Origin of the sequence: Photobacterium sp. GB-1, assembly GCF_003026165.1 — a bacterium.
Lineage (GTDB): Bacteria > Pseudomonadota > Gammaproteobacteria > Enterobacterales > Vibrionaceae > Photobacterium.
In genome coordinates this window covers 225,766-244,639 of record NZ_PYOB01000005.1, presented here as the reverse complement: position 1 = coordinate 244,639, position 18,874 = coordinate 225,766, and the positions used below count along the sequence as shown (strand labels likewise).

The 18,874-nt window shown below is 38.4% G+C and carries 14 protein-coding genes; 9 read left to right on the top strand and 5 right to left on the bottom strand.

What is annotated here, in order from left to right; genetic code table 11:
* Positions 1-444: 444 nt before the first annotated feature.
* The 3 genes from C9J45_RS08265 to C9J45_RS08255 all read left to right on the top strand — a co-directional run bounded on the left by C9J45_RS08265 (position 445) and on the right by C9J45_RS08255 (position 4,673).
* Positions 445-1,425 (top strand): OmpA family protein, encoded by a 981-nt coding sequence (locus tag C9J45_RS08265; RefSeq protein WP_107292412.1) that lies wholly within the window; start codon positions 445-447, stop codon positions 1,423-1,425.
* Positions 1,426-1,475: 50 nt separating this feature from the next.
* Entirely contained in the window at positions 1,476-2,423 is a 948-nt protein-coding gene (locus C9J45_RS08260; RefSeq protein WP_107292411.1) for a hypothetical protein, read from the top strand.
* A 90-nt stretch (positions 2,424-2,513) separates the two neighbouring features.
* A complete protein-coding gene (locus tag C9J45_RS08255) occupies positions 2,514-4,673 on the top strand; it encodes a YjbH domain-containing protein (protein WP_107292410.1) in 2,160 nt (719 codons plus the stop codon).
* Positions 4,674-4,713: 40 nt separating this feature from the next.
* On the opposite strand, the gene C9J45_RS08250 is transcribed toward C9J45_RS08255, so the two are convergent.
* The 3 genes from C9J45_RS08250 to C9J45_RS08240 form a co-directional block, all read right to left on the bottom strand.
* A complete protein-coding gene (locus tag C9J45_RS08250; protein ID WP_107292409.1) occupies positions 4,714-6,870 on the bottom strand; it encodes a polysaccharide biosynthesis tyrosine autokinase in 2,157 nt (718 codons plus the stop codon).
* A 27-nt stretch (positions 6,871-6,897) separates the two neighbouring features.
* Entirely contained in the window at positions 6,898-8,040 is a 1,143-nt protein-coding gene (locus tag C9J45_RS08245) for a polysaccharide export protein (protein WP_255418451.1), read from the bottom strand.
* 275 nt (positions 8,041-8,315) lie between these two features.
* On the bottom strand, positions 8,316-10,328 hold the full coding sequence (locus C9J45_RS08240; RefSeq protein WP_107292408.1) for an NADPH-dependent 2,4-dienoyl-CoA reductase: 2,013 nt from the start codon (positions 10,326-10,328) through the stop codon (positions 8,316-8,318).
* A gap of 243 nt (positions 10,329-10,571) precedes the next feature.
* On the opposite strand from C9J45_RS08240, the gene sppA reads away from it, so the two are divergent.
* The 3 genes from sppA to C9J45_RS08225 all read left to right on the top strand — a co-directional run bounded on the left by sppA (position 10,572) and on the right by C9J45_RS08225 (position 14,514).
* Complete coding sequence (sppA, locus tag C9J45_RS08235) at positions 10,572-12,419, top strand: signal peptide peptidase SppA (protein ID WP_107206103.1); 1,848 nt, start codon at positions 10,572-10,574, stop codon at positions 12,417-12,419.
* Between the two features lie 250 nt (positions 12,420-12,669).
* Positions 12,670-13,683, top strand: coding sequence for an asparaginase (gene ansA / locus C9J45_RS08230; RefSeq protein WP_107206102.1), 1,014 nt, complete (start codon positions 12,670-12,672; stop codon positions 13,681-13,683).
* A gap of 147 nt (positions 13,684-13,830) precedes the next feature.
* Complete coding sequence (locus C9J45_RS08225) at positions 13,831-14,514, top strand: glutathione S-transferase family protein (protein ID WP_107260126.1); 684 nt, start codon at positions 13,831-13,833, stop codon at positions 14,512-14,514.
* 2 nt (positions 14,515-14,516) lie between these two features.
* Here the strand turns inward: C9J45_RS08225 and C9J45_RS08220 are convergent, their stop codons facing one another.
* Positions 14,517-14,816 carry a YeaC family protein gene (locus C9J45_RS08220; protein WP_107206100.1) on the bottom strand — a complete coding sequence of 100 codons (300 nt, stop codon included), beginning with the start codon at positions 14,814-14,816 and terminating at the stop codon, positions 14,517-14,519.
* A gap of 313 nt (positions 14,817-15,129) precedes the next feature.
* Here C9J45_RS08220 and C9J45_RS08215 point away from each other — a divergent pair, with 313 nt between their 5' ends.
* Positions 15,130-15,903 carry a DUF2989 domain-containing protein gene (locus C9J45_RS08215; RefSeq protein WP_107245800.1) on the top strand — a complete coding sequence of 258 codons (774 nt, stop codon included), beginning with the start codon at positions 15,130-15,132 and terminating at the stop codon, positions 15,901-15,903.
* Between the two features lie 140 nt (positions 15,904-16,043).
* On the opposite strand, the gene msrB is transcribed toward C9J45_RS08215, so the two are convergent.
* The gene (gene msrB / locus C9J45_RS08210; RefSeq protein WP_107245799.1) at positions 16,044-16,430 is read right to left on the bottom strand and encodes a peptide-methionine (R)-S-oxide reductase MsrB; all 387 of its coding nucleotides are present in this window, start codon (positions 16,428-16,430) and stop codon (positions 16,044-16,046) included.
* Between the two features lie 333 nt (positions 16,431-16,763).
* Between msrB and gap the strand changes: the two genes are divergently transcribed.
* Positions 16,764-17,759 (top strand): type I glyceraldehyde-3-phosphate dehydrogenase, encoded by a 996-nt coding sequence (gene gap / locus C9J45_RS08205; RefSeq protein ID WP_105059727.1) that lies wholly within the window; start codon positions 16,764-16,766, stop codon positions 17,757-17,759.
* A gap of 240 nt (positions 17,760-17,999) precedes the next feature.
* A complete protein-coding gene (locus C9J45_RS08200) occupies positions 18,000-18,872 on the top strand; it encodes a D-hexose-6-phosphate mutarotase (protein ID WP_107292407.1) in 873 nt (290 codons plus the stop codon).
* Positions 18,873-18,874 lie beyond the last annotated feature (2 nt).

The window sequence follows — 18,874 nt, the reverse complement described above, 5'->3', positions numbered from 1 at the left end:
AGAGAGAAAATAAACAAAAACAGAAATGTCTAACTTAAGTAACAAAAAAGTAAGCTACCGCCCTAAGGTTACAGCTCCTCATTTGCTTTGAAATTAGCTTAATGAAGGTAGTAAGTCCCCCCAACCTAGATGATTTTTCCGCATGATAATTCATTAACACACAGTCATACCAACCAAATAATAAGAAACGCGTCACACATCGCACTTTATTGCAATCAAAATACAGTTTTAACCATAAGCCACTGACAAAAAACAAAATAAAATACATCTTGATTTTATTTGAAGATTATTAAATATATTTTTCAATGTGATTTCGTTATCAATTTTCAGTGAAACAACTAACGAAGCAAAAAAATACATTCGCCACTATATGCAACAAAATATATACTCCACAACCATACAATCCAACATCTATTAATATTTCTTTAAAATACGGTGGCAATAATGAACAAAATCATTTTAATGATCCCCTTTGCTCTAGTTGTATCCAATTCCGTACATGCCTCAACAGATAACCCTTTGTATGTCGGCGCGCGCATAGGTGCCAGCCACATTACAAACATGGATAATGCTGTTACCTCTGTTACAAAATTAAAAGATACTAATTTTGCCGGTGGTGTTTTTGCAGGTTATCAAATCACACCTTGGTTTGCTTTAGAAACGGGCTACACCCATTTAGGTAATGCCAAACTAGATAACAAACAGGGGAGTTATGAAGCGCAAGGTGCTGACCTTGTCACTAAGTTCTCTTATGCGATTTCTTATAATGTTGATATCTTCGCTAAAGCGGGTGCTTTTTATTACGACTGGAATGCAATTGGTTCTGGGGTAACCAACAGTGATAATGGTTGGTCACCTACAGCGGGAGCTGGCCTTGAGTATTTCATTAATAAAGATGTTTCGACTCGTTTAGAGTACCAATACTACAACGATGTTGCTGGCCCTGATATTCACTTTGCAGGCTTAGGTTTAGCTTTTCATTGGGGCGCGCCAGAACCCCTTGTTGTTGAAGAACCTGTTTATGTTAATCAAGTCACAATAGCCACGCTTGAAGAGCTTAAGCTTACAGTCCCTTTCGCTTTTGATAGCAGCACCATCACAACAGGTGACGCGGCAAAACTGGCACCTTTTGAACAGCGCTTAAAGGAGCAAGATGCGGCAAAAATTTATGTTGTCGGTCATACTGATAGTCGAGGCTCTGAAGCTTATAACCAAACCTTATCCATTAAGCGTGCAGAAGCTGTTGCAGACGCGCTTCGCCAACATCTGAATATGGATAGTACACGTATTATTGCTCAAGGCCGTGGTGAATCAGATCCTGTAGCATCAAATCAAACCGAGGAAGGTCGTGAGCAGAATCGCCGTGTCGACATCATCTCACCATCGCTTGATCTTGAAACGGTAACGCAAGTTATAACTGAATAATCCCATTAGTCATTTATTTAAATATATCGCTTCATAAATAAGGAATAGATATGAAGATCAAACTATTATCAACCATCATTGCTGGCGTTATCATCGCGGGCTGTGGTAGTGACAATAACAACAGCGTTACACCTGAAGTCACATCAGCATCAGTACAAGCTTTTGATGGTGCAATTTGGGGTATTCAGGGAAGCTATAACTGTGGAAATGGTAACAAGGTTGTCGGTTTAACCAACTATGATGGTTTCGTGAAAACAACCGGTGAGGCATTCGTTAATGCACCTGAAAACTGCTCATTCACATTTAAGCCTGACGGTAATGTTGTTCCCCAAGACACATCTAATGGTAAATATTTACCAACTTTAGAACTAAAAGCCCCTAAAGGATTGTTCAAAAAAGGTGAGGCAGCAACAGCTTCTCCATTAACAACGCTGATTACTAACAAACTTGGTGATAATACTTACAACGAAGCAACGGCAAGCCAAATACTGGAAGATTTAGGTTTAGGTGAAATCGCGAATACGACTGGCATTTCTGTTAATGAGCTATTAAGAGATACTGACAGTGCAGTTAAGAAATTAGCTAAAAACCCTGATTTCACTAATATTTATAGTAAATTAATTGCTACAACACATATTCTTGCTGATACGTTAGCCGCACAGCCAAATGCCTCAACTGATGATGTAACGAAAGTCACTAAATTACTTGCAGAATCTACATTAGCAGAGCACCCAAATTACCCCACAAGTAAAGATGGTCAGCCTGTTCATGTTGAGTTAGCTAAAATTTTAGCCGATGAGAATACATTTAACACCGCTATAGAAGCAGAGACAATAGAAGAAATTCAAAATATCCCTGCTTTAGATGAAGCAATCAAAAAACCAGCAGAATCAAAAGAACCTGATAGACCAGAAGATCCAGATGCTCTTCCTACTGGTGGTACTGGTGGTGGTACTGGCGGTGGTGATGGTTCATCAGGCGGTGGAACTGGTAACTAATCATTACTATAAGAAAGTAAGGCACCTTCGGGTGCCTTTTGTTGTTTCTTTTATATGCGATATTTTTATCTTGCTACACGGAAGTCGATCATGAATTCACTCCCTTCTATGCCTCATTCATTATTAACATTAAGCATATTGGCAGCATTCACCTCACCACAGGTTCACGCTTCATCTGTTGATATTCTCCCATCAAGTCAAAGTTATACCGGATTAATGTTTACCCCTAATGCTCAAGTGATTAAAACAGGCGACATTAGCCTTTCATTTCACCAAGGAATTCCATTTAGAAATAATATTTCACAGTGGGACAACTGGTTTTTCGCTACAGGGTTATTTCCAAACTTAGAAGTGGGTGGTCGTATAGTTGTAAAAAATTACAGTTGTAATGGCTACACTACCAAAGATAAAGATTGTTTACGTGATTTATCGGCGTCAGCAAAATTTCAACTGCCTTATGTTTATGACTTTACAGGGTTCAATGTCGCTATTGGTGCTCAAGATATTGGTGGCGCTGCCAATAATTTTGATACTAAATATATTGTGGCTGATAAAACCTTTGACAGCTTATCACTACGTTTGAGTGGTGGTTACGGCAGTTCAGTACTTGCTAATGGCATTATGAATGGCCCTTTTGCTGGTGCTGAATGGCAACCTCTGTCATTCCTACAATTAACAGCTGAATACGATGCAACTGAATTTAACAGCAATGCTAAGTTGTTCACACCTCAAGGATTATTACCTTGGGGCAGTCAGTTGAGCCTTGATTACCAAGTTTATACAGAGCATGAACACAGTGAGCAGGATGTATGGGGCGTTAATTTTTCTGTTCCTTTAATGGGTTATAACGATAATACAGCACTTAATCTTACCATTAACAAGAATGAGCAATTAGCCAAAAAGATTAACCAACAATTAGCGCAAGCGAGTACTGCAAGCCTTGCAAACTTAATCAATGCGTTAAAAGAAGAAGGCTTTGTTAATTTAAATGTCGGCTATCGTAATAATAAAATGGTTATTGCGTTAGAAAATCGCCGTTATAACCATAACCAAATAGATGGTGTAGGTGTTGCTCTGGGTATTATTGCTAGCAAAGCAGGCGACGGTGCCTTTAGTGATCTTGCTAAACTCATCAAAAAATCAAATGGCAAAGCTAACATCCAACAAAAACAAGAACAAAATGTTGAGCTAATTTTACTGACTAACGGATTACCAATGTTTGCAGTAAACACGGAAACACAATGTTATCGTGAATTTATTCAATCAGATATCCCTTGTAAGCAACTTAGCTTTAACACCATAAGTGCAAAGCCTAACTTTGACCAAACGACTTGGTTATACCAAACCATGAATAGCGGTTTTGGTCGTAGCCAAGTGATTTTATCTCCCGCATTAAATCACCGAACAGCAACAGAATATGGCTTCTTTGATTATTCTCTCGCACTTGCTGCCAACCTTTATACCCCACTATGGCAAGGTGCCGCTGTTGATCTGCGTTATATGGTACCTATTGATAATAGTGACGATTTTGACCAAGGTGGCTTATGGCATCAACAAGCGTTTGAAAACAAGCTTGACCGTGCACTTCTTCATCAAGCATTTAAACTGCCACAAAATATCATTACTCAATTTAGTGGTGGCTACATGATGGGCGGCTACTGGGGAGGGATAAATGAAACACAATGGTACTCACCACAAGGCGATCACATGCTGGGTTTTGAAGCGAGTAAATTCATATCTAAAGACGAATATGATGCTCGAGGAAGAAAAATTGCAGATAAACAAAGTGTATTAGCTAACTATACCTATTCACTTCCAGAATATAACTGGCAATTAGGCCTTCAAGCAGGCGAATATTTCCAAGGTGATGTCGGTGCACGTGTAACTTCTAGTCACTGGTTAGGAGATACTAAATTAAGTATTAACTACCTAACTTCGAAAGCAAAAGGTAGTAGTGAATATGAAGACTTTGTTGCCGTTAGTATTGCCATCCCATTAACACCTTGGCGTGATATGAAGCCTAACTATGCTCAGGTACGTGGTATCGATCAGTTTGTATACTCATTGCAAACACGCGTCGGTGAAAGCCACAATAACTTAAACTCTGGTTTAGGAGCTTCATCGGATCTTCAGCATAATATTGTTCGTCAATATGAGAACCGTGGCCGACTTTCTCCTGCTTACTTCAAAGCAAACACTCAACGTTTAAGAAATGCATACATCAAATATGTGAAAGTAACCGTAGAGTAAAATAATAAAGGATATTTAGGACTTCGCTAGTTAAAAATATTTATTTATCAACATAACTATAATTATAATATCCGTAGGTATTACTGATTTTTTTCTCTACCGAGTTAAGTATAAAGCCGGTGATCTCTACGCCAGCATGATTAAATCGCTCTTTTGCTACTTCAATTTCATGTATAGATGTCTTTTTAAATCGACCAACTAAGAAATTAGCCCCTGCATACTTACCAACTAATGCTGCATCAGTCACAGCTAATAATGATGGGGTATCTACAATAACAATATCATAGTTTTCATTAGCCCACTCCATTAATTCAGACAACCTATTTCCCATTAGTAACTCAGAAGGATTGGGGGGTATACAACCACAAGAAATAACATCTAAATTATCAACATTAGCTTTTTGTACAATTTCATCTAAATTACCTTGATAACTTAAATATTCAGAAAGTCCATTTTTACCTTTTAAATTAAATACTTTAGTACTCTTTCCTTTTCGCATATCAGTATCAATAAATAATACTTTCTTTTTAGCTTGAGAAAATACTATGGCTAAATTTTTCGATAAAAATGACTTACCAAGATCAGGACTTGAACCTGAAATCATTATTATCTTATTTTTCGCAGTAGATATTGAAAAATATAAACTTGTTCGTAACGATTTTATTGCCTCTATCGCTAAGTCATCAGGATAAAGACACGCAAGTAACATCCCCTCTTCATTAAATTCACGACTGCTTTTACTTTTTTTAAGTAATTTACTTTGATTAACGGAGTATGGCACAGTTGCATAAAGAGGAAGTCCTAACGATGATATTTGACGAGGATCATCAATACCACTCATAACAGTTTTCTTTAATAAAACAATTGCAATAGAAAGCATCCCACCAAGTAAGGTAGTGAGAACAACGATAAGGGCTTTTTTAGGTTTAATTGGAACTGGTGACGTTTCTGCTGAGTCAATTAATCTTACACTACCAACTGTGCTTTCTTGACTTATTCTTAATTGCTGAACTTTATTAATAAGCGATATATATATATGTTGAGCTGCCATCACGTCACGATTTAACGTAATTATTTTTTGATTTGTTTTAGGCATAGCGCTAACTTCATTTTCTAATTCAGCTTTTCTTTTTAGTAGTGTCCTTTGTTGTTGTAATAATGAAACATATGCAGGATGCTCTTTGGTATATAATTTAGATATTTCAGACTCTTTGAAACCCAAATCAATTAATTTACTTTCAACTGATGCTAAAATATTAAGTGTCGACTTAGCTTGATAATCCATATCAATAGAATCGCTAGACACTTTAAATGCATTTAGTTTATTTTCAGCAATATCCAACTCTTGTTTAACTTCAGGTAACTGATTTTCTATAAAAGCTAAACTTTTAGCTGCTTCTAGCGCATTATGATCGATATTTTGTGCCAACTCATTATTAGCGATATCATTTAAAATAGTCTCCATCCGCAGAGGATTACTACCTACTAATGAGAGCTGTAAAATACCCGTGTCTTTGCCAGACTCCTTTATAGATAAGCTTTTTCTAAGAGATGATACCGTATTATAACGATTAAGTTTCTTAATGATAAACTTCTGCCCAACCTCACCATTCAGCTGTAAAATAAGTAACTGATATCCATTTTTATTTACTAGTTTTCCAACTTCACCGGAGAAAATCAGTTCATTATTTTTATTAAAGAAATCGTATAACCCTTTCTTAGCATCACTTATTTTTACAATATACTCACCACCTCTATTACCACTTGATTTATTATCATTTTCAGGTGTTATCAATAGTGAAACTTTAATCTCAGGCACATCACCTAAAAAATACGCTATCTTTTTACCTATGATAGGCGTAAATATGGGTGAAGAATATAAAGTTAGATTTAGATTATCAACAGTTCTCCCCAGCACCATACGAGACTTAATAATCTCTATTTCTGTATTTGCTGTAGACTGTGATATAAATAAGTTTGAAATATCATTCACGTGAAAATCTAAATGCTGATGCTGTGTCTCTACTTGTAGTCTTGCTACCGCTTGATAAGTTAAAGGTGTTGACTTCGCATAGAGCACACCTAGTATAGTAAAAAAACACGTGATACTTAAAATTAGCTTCCAAGATTCAAGAACTGATTTAAATAAATATATTAGATCAATCTCATCATGATTTAAATTACTATTACTATCCATTCTTATTTCATCCCTAATTTAATCATGTTATTTAAGATCCGTATAATAATCCACACCTTGAGTGAGTGTGGTAAAGTTTGTAATGGTTGGTAGAACCTGCGCCATCACTCTATTCCACCTTCCCATTGGTGATGCGGTAACATAGATTATATCTTGAGGGTTTAATTCGAATTGATTGGCAATAATCATAGCTGCTGCACTTTTCATATTCAGTTGATAAATATCTGCAACTTTATCCTCTTTATCCTCTTTATTTATTCTAATAACAAAGACACCTTCAGCATCAGCACTGATTTCATTAATCCCGCCAACGGTACTGAGCGCCTCAGTTAAATTCATTCCTGAACGGTCAATTTGAAGCGTTTGGGGGTTATTCACCTCCCCCATTACGAATACTTTTAAATCGTCATTATTAGCTATATGTATAATATCATTATTTTTTAATAATATATTCTGAGTTAAATCGCCGTTTTGAATAAGATCGTAAGCCGATAAATGAATAACATTATTATTTCTTGTTACAGTAACATTATGCCAATCAGCATCAATACTAAAACCCCTCGCCTTATTAATAGCAAGCAATAATGTTAATGCCTTATCTGTAATAGCTTGCTCTCCAGGAAGCTTCACTGAACCTGTTACATAAACTTGTTTTGATTTATAAGCTGCCACTGAAACTTCAATTTGTGGCATTTCAATGTATCTCGCTAACTTCTTTGTTAACACACTTTGTATATAAGATAATTTGTGTCCTGCAACATGAATAAAGCCAACATAAGGATAAAAAATACGCCCATCAGCATGCACGCGAGTACCCGCCTCTTCAGGTGTACGTTCCGGTCCTTGCGGAATTGTTAGCTCTGGATGATTCCAAACGGTAATATTTAATACATCAGTGGGTCCAACAATATAACTATAATTGTTTATATCTGTTTGTAACTGTTCATTCGTCTTAGCTTTTACTTCTTTTTTTCTTACTTTGTTTATCACACTACTATCTAAATAATAAATATTTACCTTGTTCAAAATAGATTCATTTTTAGTGTTTTTTATCTCTTTATTTTTTATATTCAAATGCATTCCAGGCATACTGCAACCGGAGAGAAAAAACAGACAAAAAAAACCAACTAAACATACATTTTGTAAAGCTTTACATCTATAGAAGGGCATTATTTAAATATTCATAAGTCAATAAATGATAACAACTATACCAAATAAGAATCACAAAAACTCATTGCATAGTATTTATGTATGTTTTTAATGACCAACATCATAATAATTAATGAAATATAACCCACAATCAAAAAAAACACATAAGTATGACAATTAAATAAAAATAGTAATAAATCTATTTAAATAGCTTTTTACAGTTTTTTATTTTTAATAATATAAAAAAGGTGAGATATAAACCTCACCTTTTGGAGCAATAATGCTTTAATTACTGTTTATAGCTTTGCAGCTAATTCAACACCTTGACGAATTACCCGTTTAGCATCTACCTCTCCGGCAACATCCGCACCGCCAATCACATGAACATTAATGCCTTGCTCAGTGAGCTTTTCTGACAGTTCTTCAACCGATGTTTGACCTGTACAAAGTACAATATTATCGGCATCTAATATTCGAGATTGTCCTTCAACAGTAATATGTAAACCTGCATCATCGATTTTGTCATAACTAACCCCACCAAGCAGTTCAACACCGCGTTTTTCTAATGTTCTACGGTGGATCCAGCCTGTTGTTCTGCCCGGACCTTTACCGACTTTGCCCGGTTTTCTCTGCATTAACCATACTTGTCGCGGGCTAATGTATTCATCATGTGGCAATAACCCACCTTCATGAGTCAATGTTTTATCAATCCCCCACTCTTCAAGCCATTGATCAAGATTTTGATTTTCAGGCTCTGTTAGCATGGTAGATACATCAACCCCAATACCACCAGCACCAATAACAGCGACTTTTTGTCCTAACTGTACTTTATCTCTAATCAAAGTTTGATAATCGATAACCTTAGGATTATCGACGCCAGGAATAGGCGGAATACGCGGTTTAACCCCCGTTGCGATAATCACTTCATCATAGTTAGCTAAATCATCTTCCGTTGCAGCATAACCAAGTTTTACGTTTACACCTGTTTGTTCTAAACGACGAGTAAAATAACGAATCGTTTCTTTAAACTCTTCTTTTCCTGGTATTTGCATCGCAAGGTTAAATTGCCCACCAACGTGGTCATTTTTCTCAAATACATCGACGGTAAAACCTCGCTCTGCAACAGCAACAGCGCACGCCATTCCAGCAGGTCCAGCTCCAACAATCGCCACTTTTCTATTTTGTGCTACCGGGGTTAATACCAGTTCGGTCTCATAACACGCTTGAGGGTTAACTAAACAACTCGCACGTTTACCAACAAAAGCATGATCTAAACAGGCCTGGTTACATCCAATACACGTATTAATATCATCAGCACGATCTTGCGCGGCTTTTTCGACAAAATCAGGATCGGCAAGGAACGGTCGTGCCATCGATACCATATCAGCTTGCCCTGACGATAGAATATCTTCAGCCACTTGTGGGGTATTAATACGATTACAGGTAACTAAAGGAATAGAGACTTCTTGTTTAAGCCTTTCTGTAACCCAAGCAAATGCGGCACGTGGGACTTGCGTGGCAATCGTCGGAACACGTGCTTCATGCCAACCAATGCCGGTATTTAAAATGGTTACACCAGCTTGTTCTAGAGCCTTTGCAAGCATTACTACTTCTTCATGAGTACTGCCTTGCTCGACTAAATCCAGCATTGAAAGACGGAAGATAATAATAAAGTCACGTCCAACTCGCGCGCGAACCGCTTTCACAATTTCTAGTGGGAAACGAATTCGATTTTCATAACTCCCACCCCACTCGTCATAACGTAAGTTCGAACGCTGGCAGATGAACTGATTAATCAGATAGCCTTCTGATCCCATCAGTTCAACCCCATCATAGCCAGCTTCGCGAGCAAGCTCGGCGCTTTTTGCAAAAGCATTGATGGTTTTTAAAATCTGACGTTCAGACATTTCACTTGGGGTGAATTTAGAAATAGGTGAACGAATAGCAGAGGCACTCACTGCAAAAGGCGACATTGCATAGCGCCCTGCATGTAGTAACTGAAGCGCTATTTTTCCACCTTCATTATGTACTGCATCTGTAATGTTTTTATGTGCCCGAGCTGCACGTGATGAACTAAATTCAGCACTTAACGGATGTAGTCGCCCACGAAAGTTGGGAGAGAAACCGCCAGTGACAATTAATCCTACACCACCACGCGCACGTGCGGCATAGAACGCAGATAATTTTTTAAATCCATCTCGTGATTCTTCAAGCCCTGTGTGCATAGAGCCCATTAACACACGGTTTCGTAGGGTAGTAAAACCAAGATCCAATGGCGCTAACAAATGAGGGTATGCTTTATTGTCCATGGCTTTTGCTTCTCTTTTTATTATGGTCTGACCAGTATATTAACCCTGTTATGCCATTTCAAACATTTGTTTACATTAAGTTAACATTTGTGCTTTCGCGCACTTTTCTTATGCCTTGGATGACTAACAATACGGCTATTTATTCAATACCTTGTTTTGATATCTCTTCTTAATAGTAAATTTACTGAAATTAGTTAATGAGTACGATACGATATGTCTCAAGAATCATTAAAGAGAGCATCCATGAAAGCCATATTCAAAGGGATTGGAGCGTTTTTCAGAACAATCTGGAAGTTAATCAACTTTGCCCGTAAGTTTATTCTTAACTTAATTTTCCTACTGATTGTAGGTGCCATTATTTTTGCTTTTAGTGATAACGATGATAACGCTGAAAAGCCAGAAGCATCGGCGCTGGTACTAAACCTATCAGGCCCGATTGTTGAGCAGAAAAACTATGATAATCCATTAGATAACGTTATTAGTGATGTGATGGGGCAACCACCTGTTGAACAAAACGTTTTATTCGATATTGTCGAAGCCATCCGCACTGCAACTACCGATAGCTCTATCACTGGCCTTGTATTAAATCTTAAAAACATGCCAGAAACGAGCCTGACAAAACTGCGTTACATTGCAAAAGCCATTCAAGAATTTAAAGCATCTGGTAAACCTGTTTATGCTTATGGCGGTCATTACAGTCAAAGCCAATACTACCTTGCAAGTTATGCCGATAAGATCTTTATGTCACCTGATGGCGGTATCATGTTAACGGGTTATGGCACCTATACGCTTTACTATAAAACATTATTAGAAAAGCTAGATGTCACTACTCACGTTTTCCGTGTCGGTACTTACAAATCATTTGTCGAACCGTATATCCGTGATGGCATGTCAGCCGCAGCAAAAGAAGCCAATACGGTTTGGTTAGATCAATTATGGGATGCTTATACCTCCGATGTGGCGAAAAACCGCAATATCGATGCTAAATCATTGACGCCTGAAATGAACAGCTTTGTTGAACAACTCACTGCTGTTAATGGCGATTTTGCTCAACTGAGTAAAAAAATGGGTCTTGTTGATGAGTTGGTAACCCGTCCTCAATTAAGCCAAATCTTAATCAAAGAATTTGGTGATAACGGTGAGCACAGCTTTAAACAGATCAGCTACTACGATTACTTATCGATGCTGGTTGATGATCAACAACCATCCAATAACAAAGTAGCTGTCGTTGTTGCAAGTGGCGCCATTGTTGATGGCAAGAGTAGTCAAGGTACAGCAGGTGGTGACACGATTGCAGCACTACTTCGCAAAGCTCGCTTTGATAACGATGTTAAATCTGTGATCTTACGTGTCGATAGCCCAGGAGGCAGCGCCTTTGCTTCTGAAGTGATCCGTAATGAAGTCGATGCCTTAAAAGCGGCGGGGAAACCTGTTGTTGTTTCGATGTCGAGTGTTGCAGCATCAGGTGGTTACTGGATCTCTTCAAGTGCCGATAAAATTATCGCACAACCAACAACGATCACCGGCTCTATTGGTATCTTTGCGATTTTAACCACATTTGAAAAAAGCTTAGAAAAGCTAGGCGTTTACAGTGATGGGGTGGGAACGACTCCTTTCTCAGGTGTCGGCGTAACACGTGCTCTACCTGAAAATGTCGGCAAAGTTTTCCAGCTTGGGGTTGATAATGGCTACCAGCGCTTTATTGGTTTAGTCAGCAAATACCGCCATATGTCACTTGAGCAAGCAGATAAAATTGCCCAAGGCCGAGTATGGACAGGTAAGGACGCGAAAGAACGTGGTTTAGTCGATGAACTCGGTGACTTTGATACTGCAATAACGGAAGCGGTGTCGCTCGCTAAAGTAGATGATTACCAATTGGTGTGGATGCAACAGCCTCTTTCTCCTATCCAGCAATTCTTTAAAGAAATGTCAGGTGAAGTAAAAGCACAGGTTGTGGCAATGGTTCTTGGTGACACGCCAAATGCATTAGCGCCAGTGACTAAAGTTGCAAAAGATCTGACTTCTCTTAGTAACTTTAACGATCCTAATGGTCGTTATGCGTTCTGCTTAAATTGCAGCACCGTTAACTAGTAACAAAAACGTTATCAGCAACCAATAATTAAAAAGCTCGGCGATATGTCGAGCTTTTTATTATGCAAAAACGCTTAAATAACCCAGCCAATCAACATTAGTGATAAAAACCGCAATAACTCAAAAGATAAGCACATCAATCTTAGTTCACATTTCAATGCAATAAGTATCACTCTAAAAATCGCTTAACTCGCATCTTCATACAGTTTGCGTATAATGCGCACACCAACCGTTAACTCTGTGCTTAAAAATGGAAAGAAAACATATTTATATCGCCTACACTGGCGGCACCATTGGTATGCAAAAATCTGATCATGGCTATATTCCTGTATCAGGTTTTATGCAAAAGCAATTAGCTAGCATGCCAGAATTCCATCGCCCAGAAATGCCTGAGTTCACTATCCATGAGTATTCACCTTTAATCGACTCATCAGATATGACACCTGCGGATTGGCAACGCATTGCCGACGATATAAAAGATAATTACGAAAAGTATGATGGTTTTGTGATCCTTCATGGCACAGATACTATGGCGTACACCGCTTCTGCTTTATCTTTTATGTTCGAAAATTTAGATAAGCCTGTCATTGTCACCGGCTCTCAAATCCCGTTAGTTGAACTTCGCTCTGATGGTCAAAGCAACTTATTGAATGCGTTACACATTGCGGCTAATTACCCGATCAATGAAGTGACCGTTTTTTTCAACAACCAACTGATCCGTGGTAACCGCAGTACTAAGGCTCATGCCGATGGTTTTGGCGCGTTTATCTCACCAAACTTGCCACCATTATTAGAAGCAGGCATTAACATAACCGTTAATAGCGGAACGGAATTAAACAAAAAACCGAACGGTGAATTTAAAGTTCACACCATTACGCCACAGCCTATTGGTGTGATCACCATGTATCCAGGGATCTCACCAGAGGTTATACGTAATACCCTACGCCAACCTGTAAATGCGATGATCCTACTGACTTTTGGCGTAGGTAATGCGCCTCAAAATAAAGAGCTGCTAGATCAGTTAAAAGAAGCATCGAGTCGCGGTGTGATTGTCATGAACTTAACCCAATGTTTATCAGGTAAAGTTAATATGGGTGGATACGCAACGGGTTGTGCGCTAGCAGATGCTGGCGTGCTAAGTGGCTATGATATGACACCTGAAGCGGCATTGGCTAAATTACATTACTTACTCAGCCAAGATTTACCGATAGAAACAATGCGCACGCTGATGCAGCAAGATCTCCGTGGTGAGTTAACCTTGTAAGTTAGCAGTACTTGTTTAATAACGAAAAGAGCCGAACGGGCTCTTTTTTATTTTTAGCTATCATAAAATAAAAACACCACTCCCCCAAAATTTTCCAACCGAACTACAATTACAGCTAATAGCAATCTACCTTCATGGGTTGAAACAATGATGATTTTACACGGTGCCTCTATTTCGCCCTTCGTCAGAAAAATCATGTTGGCACTTAATTACAAAGGGATACGTTATGAACTCCAACCTCTCAACCCCTTTTTAGAAAAAGAGCTTGCGCACAAACGCCACCCAATGGGAAAAGTCCCTGTACTTGAACATAACGATACAACAATCATTGATTCAACCGTTATTGCCCATTATCTTGACGATACCTACCCCGTTCCCCCACTTTATCCGGGCGACGCTAAACAACGAGCGAAAATTCGTTGGTTTGAAGCTTATGCTGCAACGCGTGTCACGTCATTACTCGGTGGCGTTTTGTTTTACCAAAAAGTATTGCGCGATAAAATGCAAGATAAGTCGTGTGATGGAGAAGCAGTGGCTCAATGCCTTACTCATCATCTTCCTAATGTGTTGAATTACCTTGAAGAGCAACTCCCCGAGCTAGGGTATGTTGGCGATCATTTCTCAATGGCTGAAATAAGTATCTGGAGTATTTTTAGAACGGGATGGATGGCAGGGCTACGATTGCAACCCCATTATCCTACTCTACACCACTATCTACACCGTATAGAGCAAGAGCCATGGATAGCCAATATTGTGTCAGAAGAAGATCATCAATTACAAAGTTTCTATTGCGAAGCTATGATATGGCCTAACCTGCATGATAAAGTCTAATGTTAGATATCATCATGTTCAAAGCGAGCTATCTCTGGCGACTTTCCAAGAGTCCCTTGAGTCGCAAAATCACGTTTTAATTCAGCTTTACTCTTAAATTTTATTTCGCCACCGGCTGCAACCGTCATATGTTGCGCATCACTATTATGGCGAGACTGATAAAGCATCACAGCCTGCATAGCAGAATCTCTTTGATTAGCCGTTAATACTGAACCATCAGGCCACTTTCCGGTTTCTACTGCAGTTGATATCCGCTCAAAAACTTCTGGCGTCATAGCCTTCAATAATTGCGACACATCCATATCCACTCCTCATTTTGATACTAACAGGCTTGTTTAAGTACATCGCTGTAGCTTATAAAATACGTAATAACAGTCAACGCTTTCCCCTCAAACTGTAATAGCGATCACAGGTTGATAGCTCTATCAAAATAAATTCACCATTTTCGAGATCATCCGTCGATAACAACAAATGACATCGTTATATTTATCCTTATTCGTAACCAACATGTAGGTCACTATGGCGTATTACTCCGCAATTATAGAAACATCAAAAAGAGTAGTGCCGACAAGGTTGCTCTTAAACAGTACTAAACGTCTTATCACAACGATCAGTATGAGCTTATTATTAACTGGCTGTTTTGAACGACACCGTACCACAGATAGCTTATGTGAAAGTTATCCTGAATTGTGTACCCAGCTCAACGTCAATGATGGTCAATGTCGTATTCAACGAACAGGATTAATTTGGCAACGTTATGATGTGTTGAAAAATCCAACCGACCAAGAAAAATTTAAAGAGCTTGAAGCGACGCAAAAGTACATTTTTTGCTTGGAATATGCCGCTCGTATTGAACCAACAGAGCTAAAAGATCGAAAGACTATTCGCATGAACGCACTCTACGATAGCTATAACAATGTAACACGCCTAAACAAAGAGCTATCGTTGTCGACCGATCCAGAGATTATTTACTACCGTTGGAGTCAAGGTGATGAACAAGCACAACAACAATTTCTCGCTCTCGAAGGTAAAAAGGAGTTAGAAACCCCGGATCTTCAGCTTGCGCTTGCCAGCTACTACATCAGCAAAGATAAGGATAAAACCTATCAATTACTGCATCATGCACTTTCACTCTATAAGAAAAATGAAACAGTAAACCAAGATATTATTAAATCATTGGCAACCTTATCTCAGCAGCAAAAAAAACTGAAGGAAGCTTATATCTGGGTATTAATTGCTAATGATATGAATATGCCTGTAGTCGAGGCCAAAAATATCGCCAACCTATTTTTATTAACAGAAGATGAACAGAAGGTTTTAAATAAAAAAGCAGTCAATATTTTAGATAATTTACAAAATGGCAGCTATGAACGAAAAATGATTAATTAAAATTTTATTGCAAATATCAAATAATTTTATAATTGATACATACAAGATTTAATCATTAAACTTATTTAATTTTAAGCGTTATATTTAGATATTTATTTCAGCGACGGTCAATAATTATATATTACCGTCACTCATACGTTTTATTCATCTGCAAAAATTAGAGAAACAGAATTAACACAGTAACGTTCACCTGTTGTTTGCGGGCCATCAGTAAAAACATGTCCAAGATGACTATCACAATGCTTACAGCGAATTTCTATGCGCTGCATGCCATGACTATTATCTTCTAAATAAGTGATACAATCGTTATCAATAGGCGCATCAAAGCTAGGCCAACCGCACCCTGAGTCATACTTATTCGCTGAAGAAAACAGTGGGGAATCACAACAGACACATGAATAAATACCTGTTTTATGATTATGAAGAAGCGTACCGCTAAAGGGAGGTTCAGTTGCCTGTTGTCGACAAACTTGATAAGCCTCTGCTGATAATTTCTCTTGCCAATAAGTATCAGGTTTATTTTTCATCACACCCTTCCCTTCTTTCCCTCAATATTACTTTTCAAAATATATTTTTTATTTATAAAGACTGTAACACATATGGCTGTTTTAAAAATTCACAGTTTAAAGAAAAACCGTCTAATGTATTTATCAGCGATATAAAATTGAAAATTACGCCGCTGTTAAATCACACAGTATTTGTATGATTTACCGCCGTTGTAGTCAAAATGTAAATTAAATCCGATCTTTTTTTTGATTTTAAGCAATATAAACGATTTTTTTGCTTGCAGGGTCACGTAGTATTATGTAATTTTACTACCAGTTATCTTTCATTAGAAATTAAGTTGTGGAGCAACTGTAATGACAATTAAAGTAGGTATTAACGGTTTCGGCCGTATCGGTCGTTTTGTTTTCCGTGCAGCGCAAGAGCGCAACGACATTGAAGTTGTTGGTATCAACGACCTTATCGATGTTGAGTACATGGCATACATGCTTAAGTACGATTCAACTCACGGCCGTTTCAACGGTACTGTTGAAGTTGAAGGCGGTAACCTAATCGTTAACGGTAAAACTGTTCGTGTAACAGCTGAACGTAACCCAGAAGATCTTAAGTGGGATGCAATCAACGTTGACGTTGTTGCTGAAGCAACTGGTCTTTTCCTAACTGACGAGACTGCACGTAAGCACATCACTGCTGGTGCTAAGAAAGTTGTTCTTACTGGTCCATCTAAAGACGCAACTCCAATGTTCGTTATGGGTGTTAACCAAGACACTTACGCAGGTCAAGATATCGTTTCTAACGCTTCTTGTACTACTAACTGTCTAGCGCCTATCGCTAAAGTTCTTAACGACAAGTTCGGTATCGAATCTGGTCTTATGACTACAGTTCACGCAACTACAGCTACTCAGAAGACTGTTGACGGTCCTTCTGCTAAAGACTGGCGTGGCGGTCGTGGTGCTTCTCAGAACATCATCCCATCATCAACTGGTGCAGCTAAAGCTGTAGGTGTTGTTCTTCCTGAGCTAAACGGCAAACTAACTGGTATGGCTTTCCGCGTACCAACTGCTAACGTTTCTGTAGTTGACCTAACAGTTAACCTTAAGAACGGTGCATCTTACGAAGCTATCTGTGCTGCTATGAAAGAAGCATCAGAAGGCGCTCTAAAAGGCGTTCTTGGCTACACTGAAGATCAAGTTGTTTCTCAAGATTTCATCGGCGAAACTCAAACTTCAGTATTCGATGCTAAAGCTGGTATCGCACTAACTGATAACTTCGTTAAAGTTGTATCTTGGTACGACAACGAAATCGGCTACTCAAACAAAGTTCTAGACCTAATCGCTCACATCTCTAAGTAATGTAAGCAATTAGCTCGCTTTCTTTGAAAGCAATTAAAAAGGCGGCGCATTTTGCGGCGCCTTTTTTATATCTAGTACAATACAAAAAACGATCAGAACTCTTCACTGCTTTAACAAATTAATTTTCATATTTTTTGATATTTTAAAGCGAAAAATAAGTGTTTTTTTGCTTAATGTTTAATGCACGAATAAACGCTAAACAAATAAGCACTTCCTGCTTTTAACTTTTAAGGAATGAAGATGAACCTACGTCAACTTTCTACTGTTAACGCTTTATCCGACAACGTCACAGTTTGTGAATATCAAGGGATTAATATCATTCGAGTGATCCACCCTCTTGCTGAAGCTGGAATTTCACTGCATGGTGGCCACCTGTTATGGTTTAAACCACAAGGTGAAAAAGACATTATTTGGTTAAGTGAAAAGGCCATTTTTGATCAGTCAAAAGCGGTACGTGGCGGTATTCCAATTTGTTGGCCTTGGTTTGGTCAAGCTGGTACCCCATCTCATGGTTTTGCCCGCACATCGCAGTGGTCATTATTAGAACACCGTGAAAATGAAAACGGCGTTATTGTCAGCCTAGCACTGGAAGATAATGAAGAAACCTATGCGATTTGGCCGCATAAGTTTAAAAACGTCTTAACGTTTGAAATCGGTCAAGAACTCAAAGTAAGCCTGACATCGACTAATACCGACAATCAACCATGGTCATACAGCGGCGCATTGCATACTTACTTTGATATTGCCAATATTAACGATATTGATATTACAGGAATGGGGCCAAACTACCTTGATAGCACACAGCAAGGCAAAGCGTGTGAAGGTGGTTCTACACTGACCTTCAACAGCGAAACTGATCGTGTATATACTCAGCCAGAAGCCACTATCACGATTAATGATAAAAACAATAATCGTGAAATTTTGGTCACTAACGAAGGTCACAATGCTGCTGTAATTTGGAACCCTTGGCAAGCTCTATCCATTAGTATGGGTGATATGGCTGATAATAGTTTTGAAACTATGGTATGCGTGGAATCAACAATCCACCAACCAAGTATTGAGCTAACGCCTGAACAGTCACATACTTTAGTGACAACGATTTCTAGCCGTTAATT

Bases quoted from the DNA above. Each gene is read 5' to 3' on its own strand.
- C9J45_RS08265 (WP_107292412.1), top strand. From the start codon at position 445: ATGAACAAAATCATTTTAATGATCCCCTTTGCTCTAGTTGTATCCAAT.
- C9J45_RS08260 (WP_107292411.1), top strand. From the start codon at position 1,476: ATGAAGATCAAACTATTATCAACCATCATTGCTGGCGTTATCATCGCG.
- C9J45_RS08255 (WP_107292410.1), top strand. From the start codon at position 2,514: ATGAATTCACTCCCTTCTATGCCTCATTCATTATTAACATTAAGCATA.
- C9J45_RS08250 (WP_107292409.1), bottom strand. From the start codon at position 6,870: ATGGATAGTAATAGTAATTTAAATCATGATGAGATTGATCTAATATAT.
- C9J45_RS08245 (WP_255418451.1), bottom strand. From the start codon at position 8,040: ATGCCCTTCTATAGATGTAAAGCTTTACAAAATGTATGTTTAGTTGGT.
- C9J45_RS08240 (WP_107292408.1), bottom strand. From the start codon at position 10,328: ATGGACAATAAAGCATACCCTCATTTGTTAGCGCCATTGGATCTTGGT.
- sppA (WP_107206103.1), top strand. From the start codon at position 10,572: ATGAAAGCCATATTCAAAGGGATTGGAGCGTTTTTCAGAACAATCTGG.
- ansA (WP_107206102.1), top strand. From the start codon at position 12,670: ATGGAAAGAAAACATATTTATATCGCCTACACTGGCGGCACCATTGGT.
- C9J45_RS08225 (WP_107260126.1), top strand. From the start codon at position 13,831: ATGATGATTTTACACGGTGCCTCTATTTCGCCCTTCGTCAGAAAAATC.
- C9J45_RS08220 (WP_107206100.1), bottom strand. From the start codon at position 14,816: ATGGATGTGTCGCAATTATTGAAGGCTATGACGCCAGAAGTTTTTGAG.
- C9J45_RS08215 (WP_107245800.1), top strand. From the start codon at position 15,130: ATGAGCTTATTATTAACTGGCTGTTTTGAACGACACCGTACCACAGAT.
- msrB (WP_107245799.1), bottom strand. From the start codon at position 16,430: ATGAAAAATAAACCTGATACTTATTGGCAAGAGAAATTATCAGCAGAG.
- gap (WP_105059727.1), top strand. From the start codon at position 16,764: ATGACAATTAAAGTAGGTATTAACGGTTTCGGCCGTATCGGTCGTTTT.
- C9J45_RS08200 (WP_107292407.1), top strand. From the start codon at position 18,000: ATGAACCTACGTCAACTTTCTACTGTTAACGCTTTATCCGACAACGTC.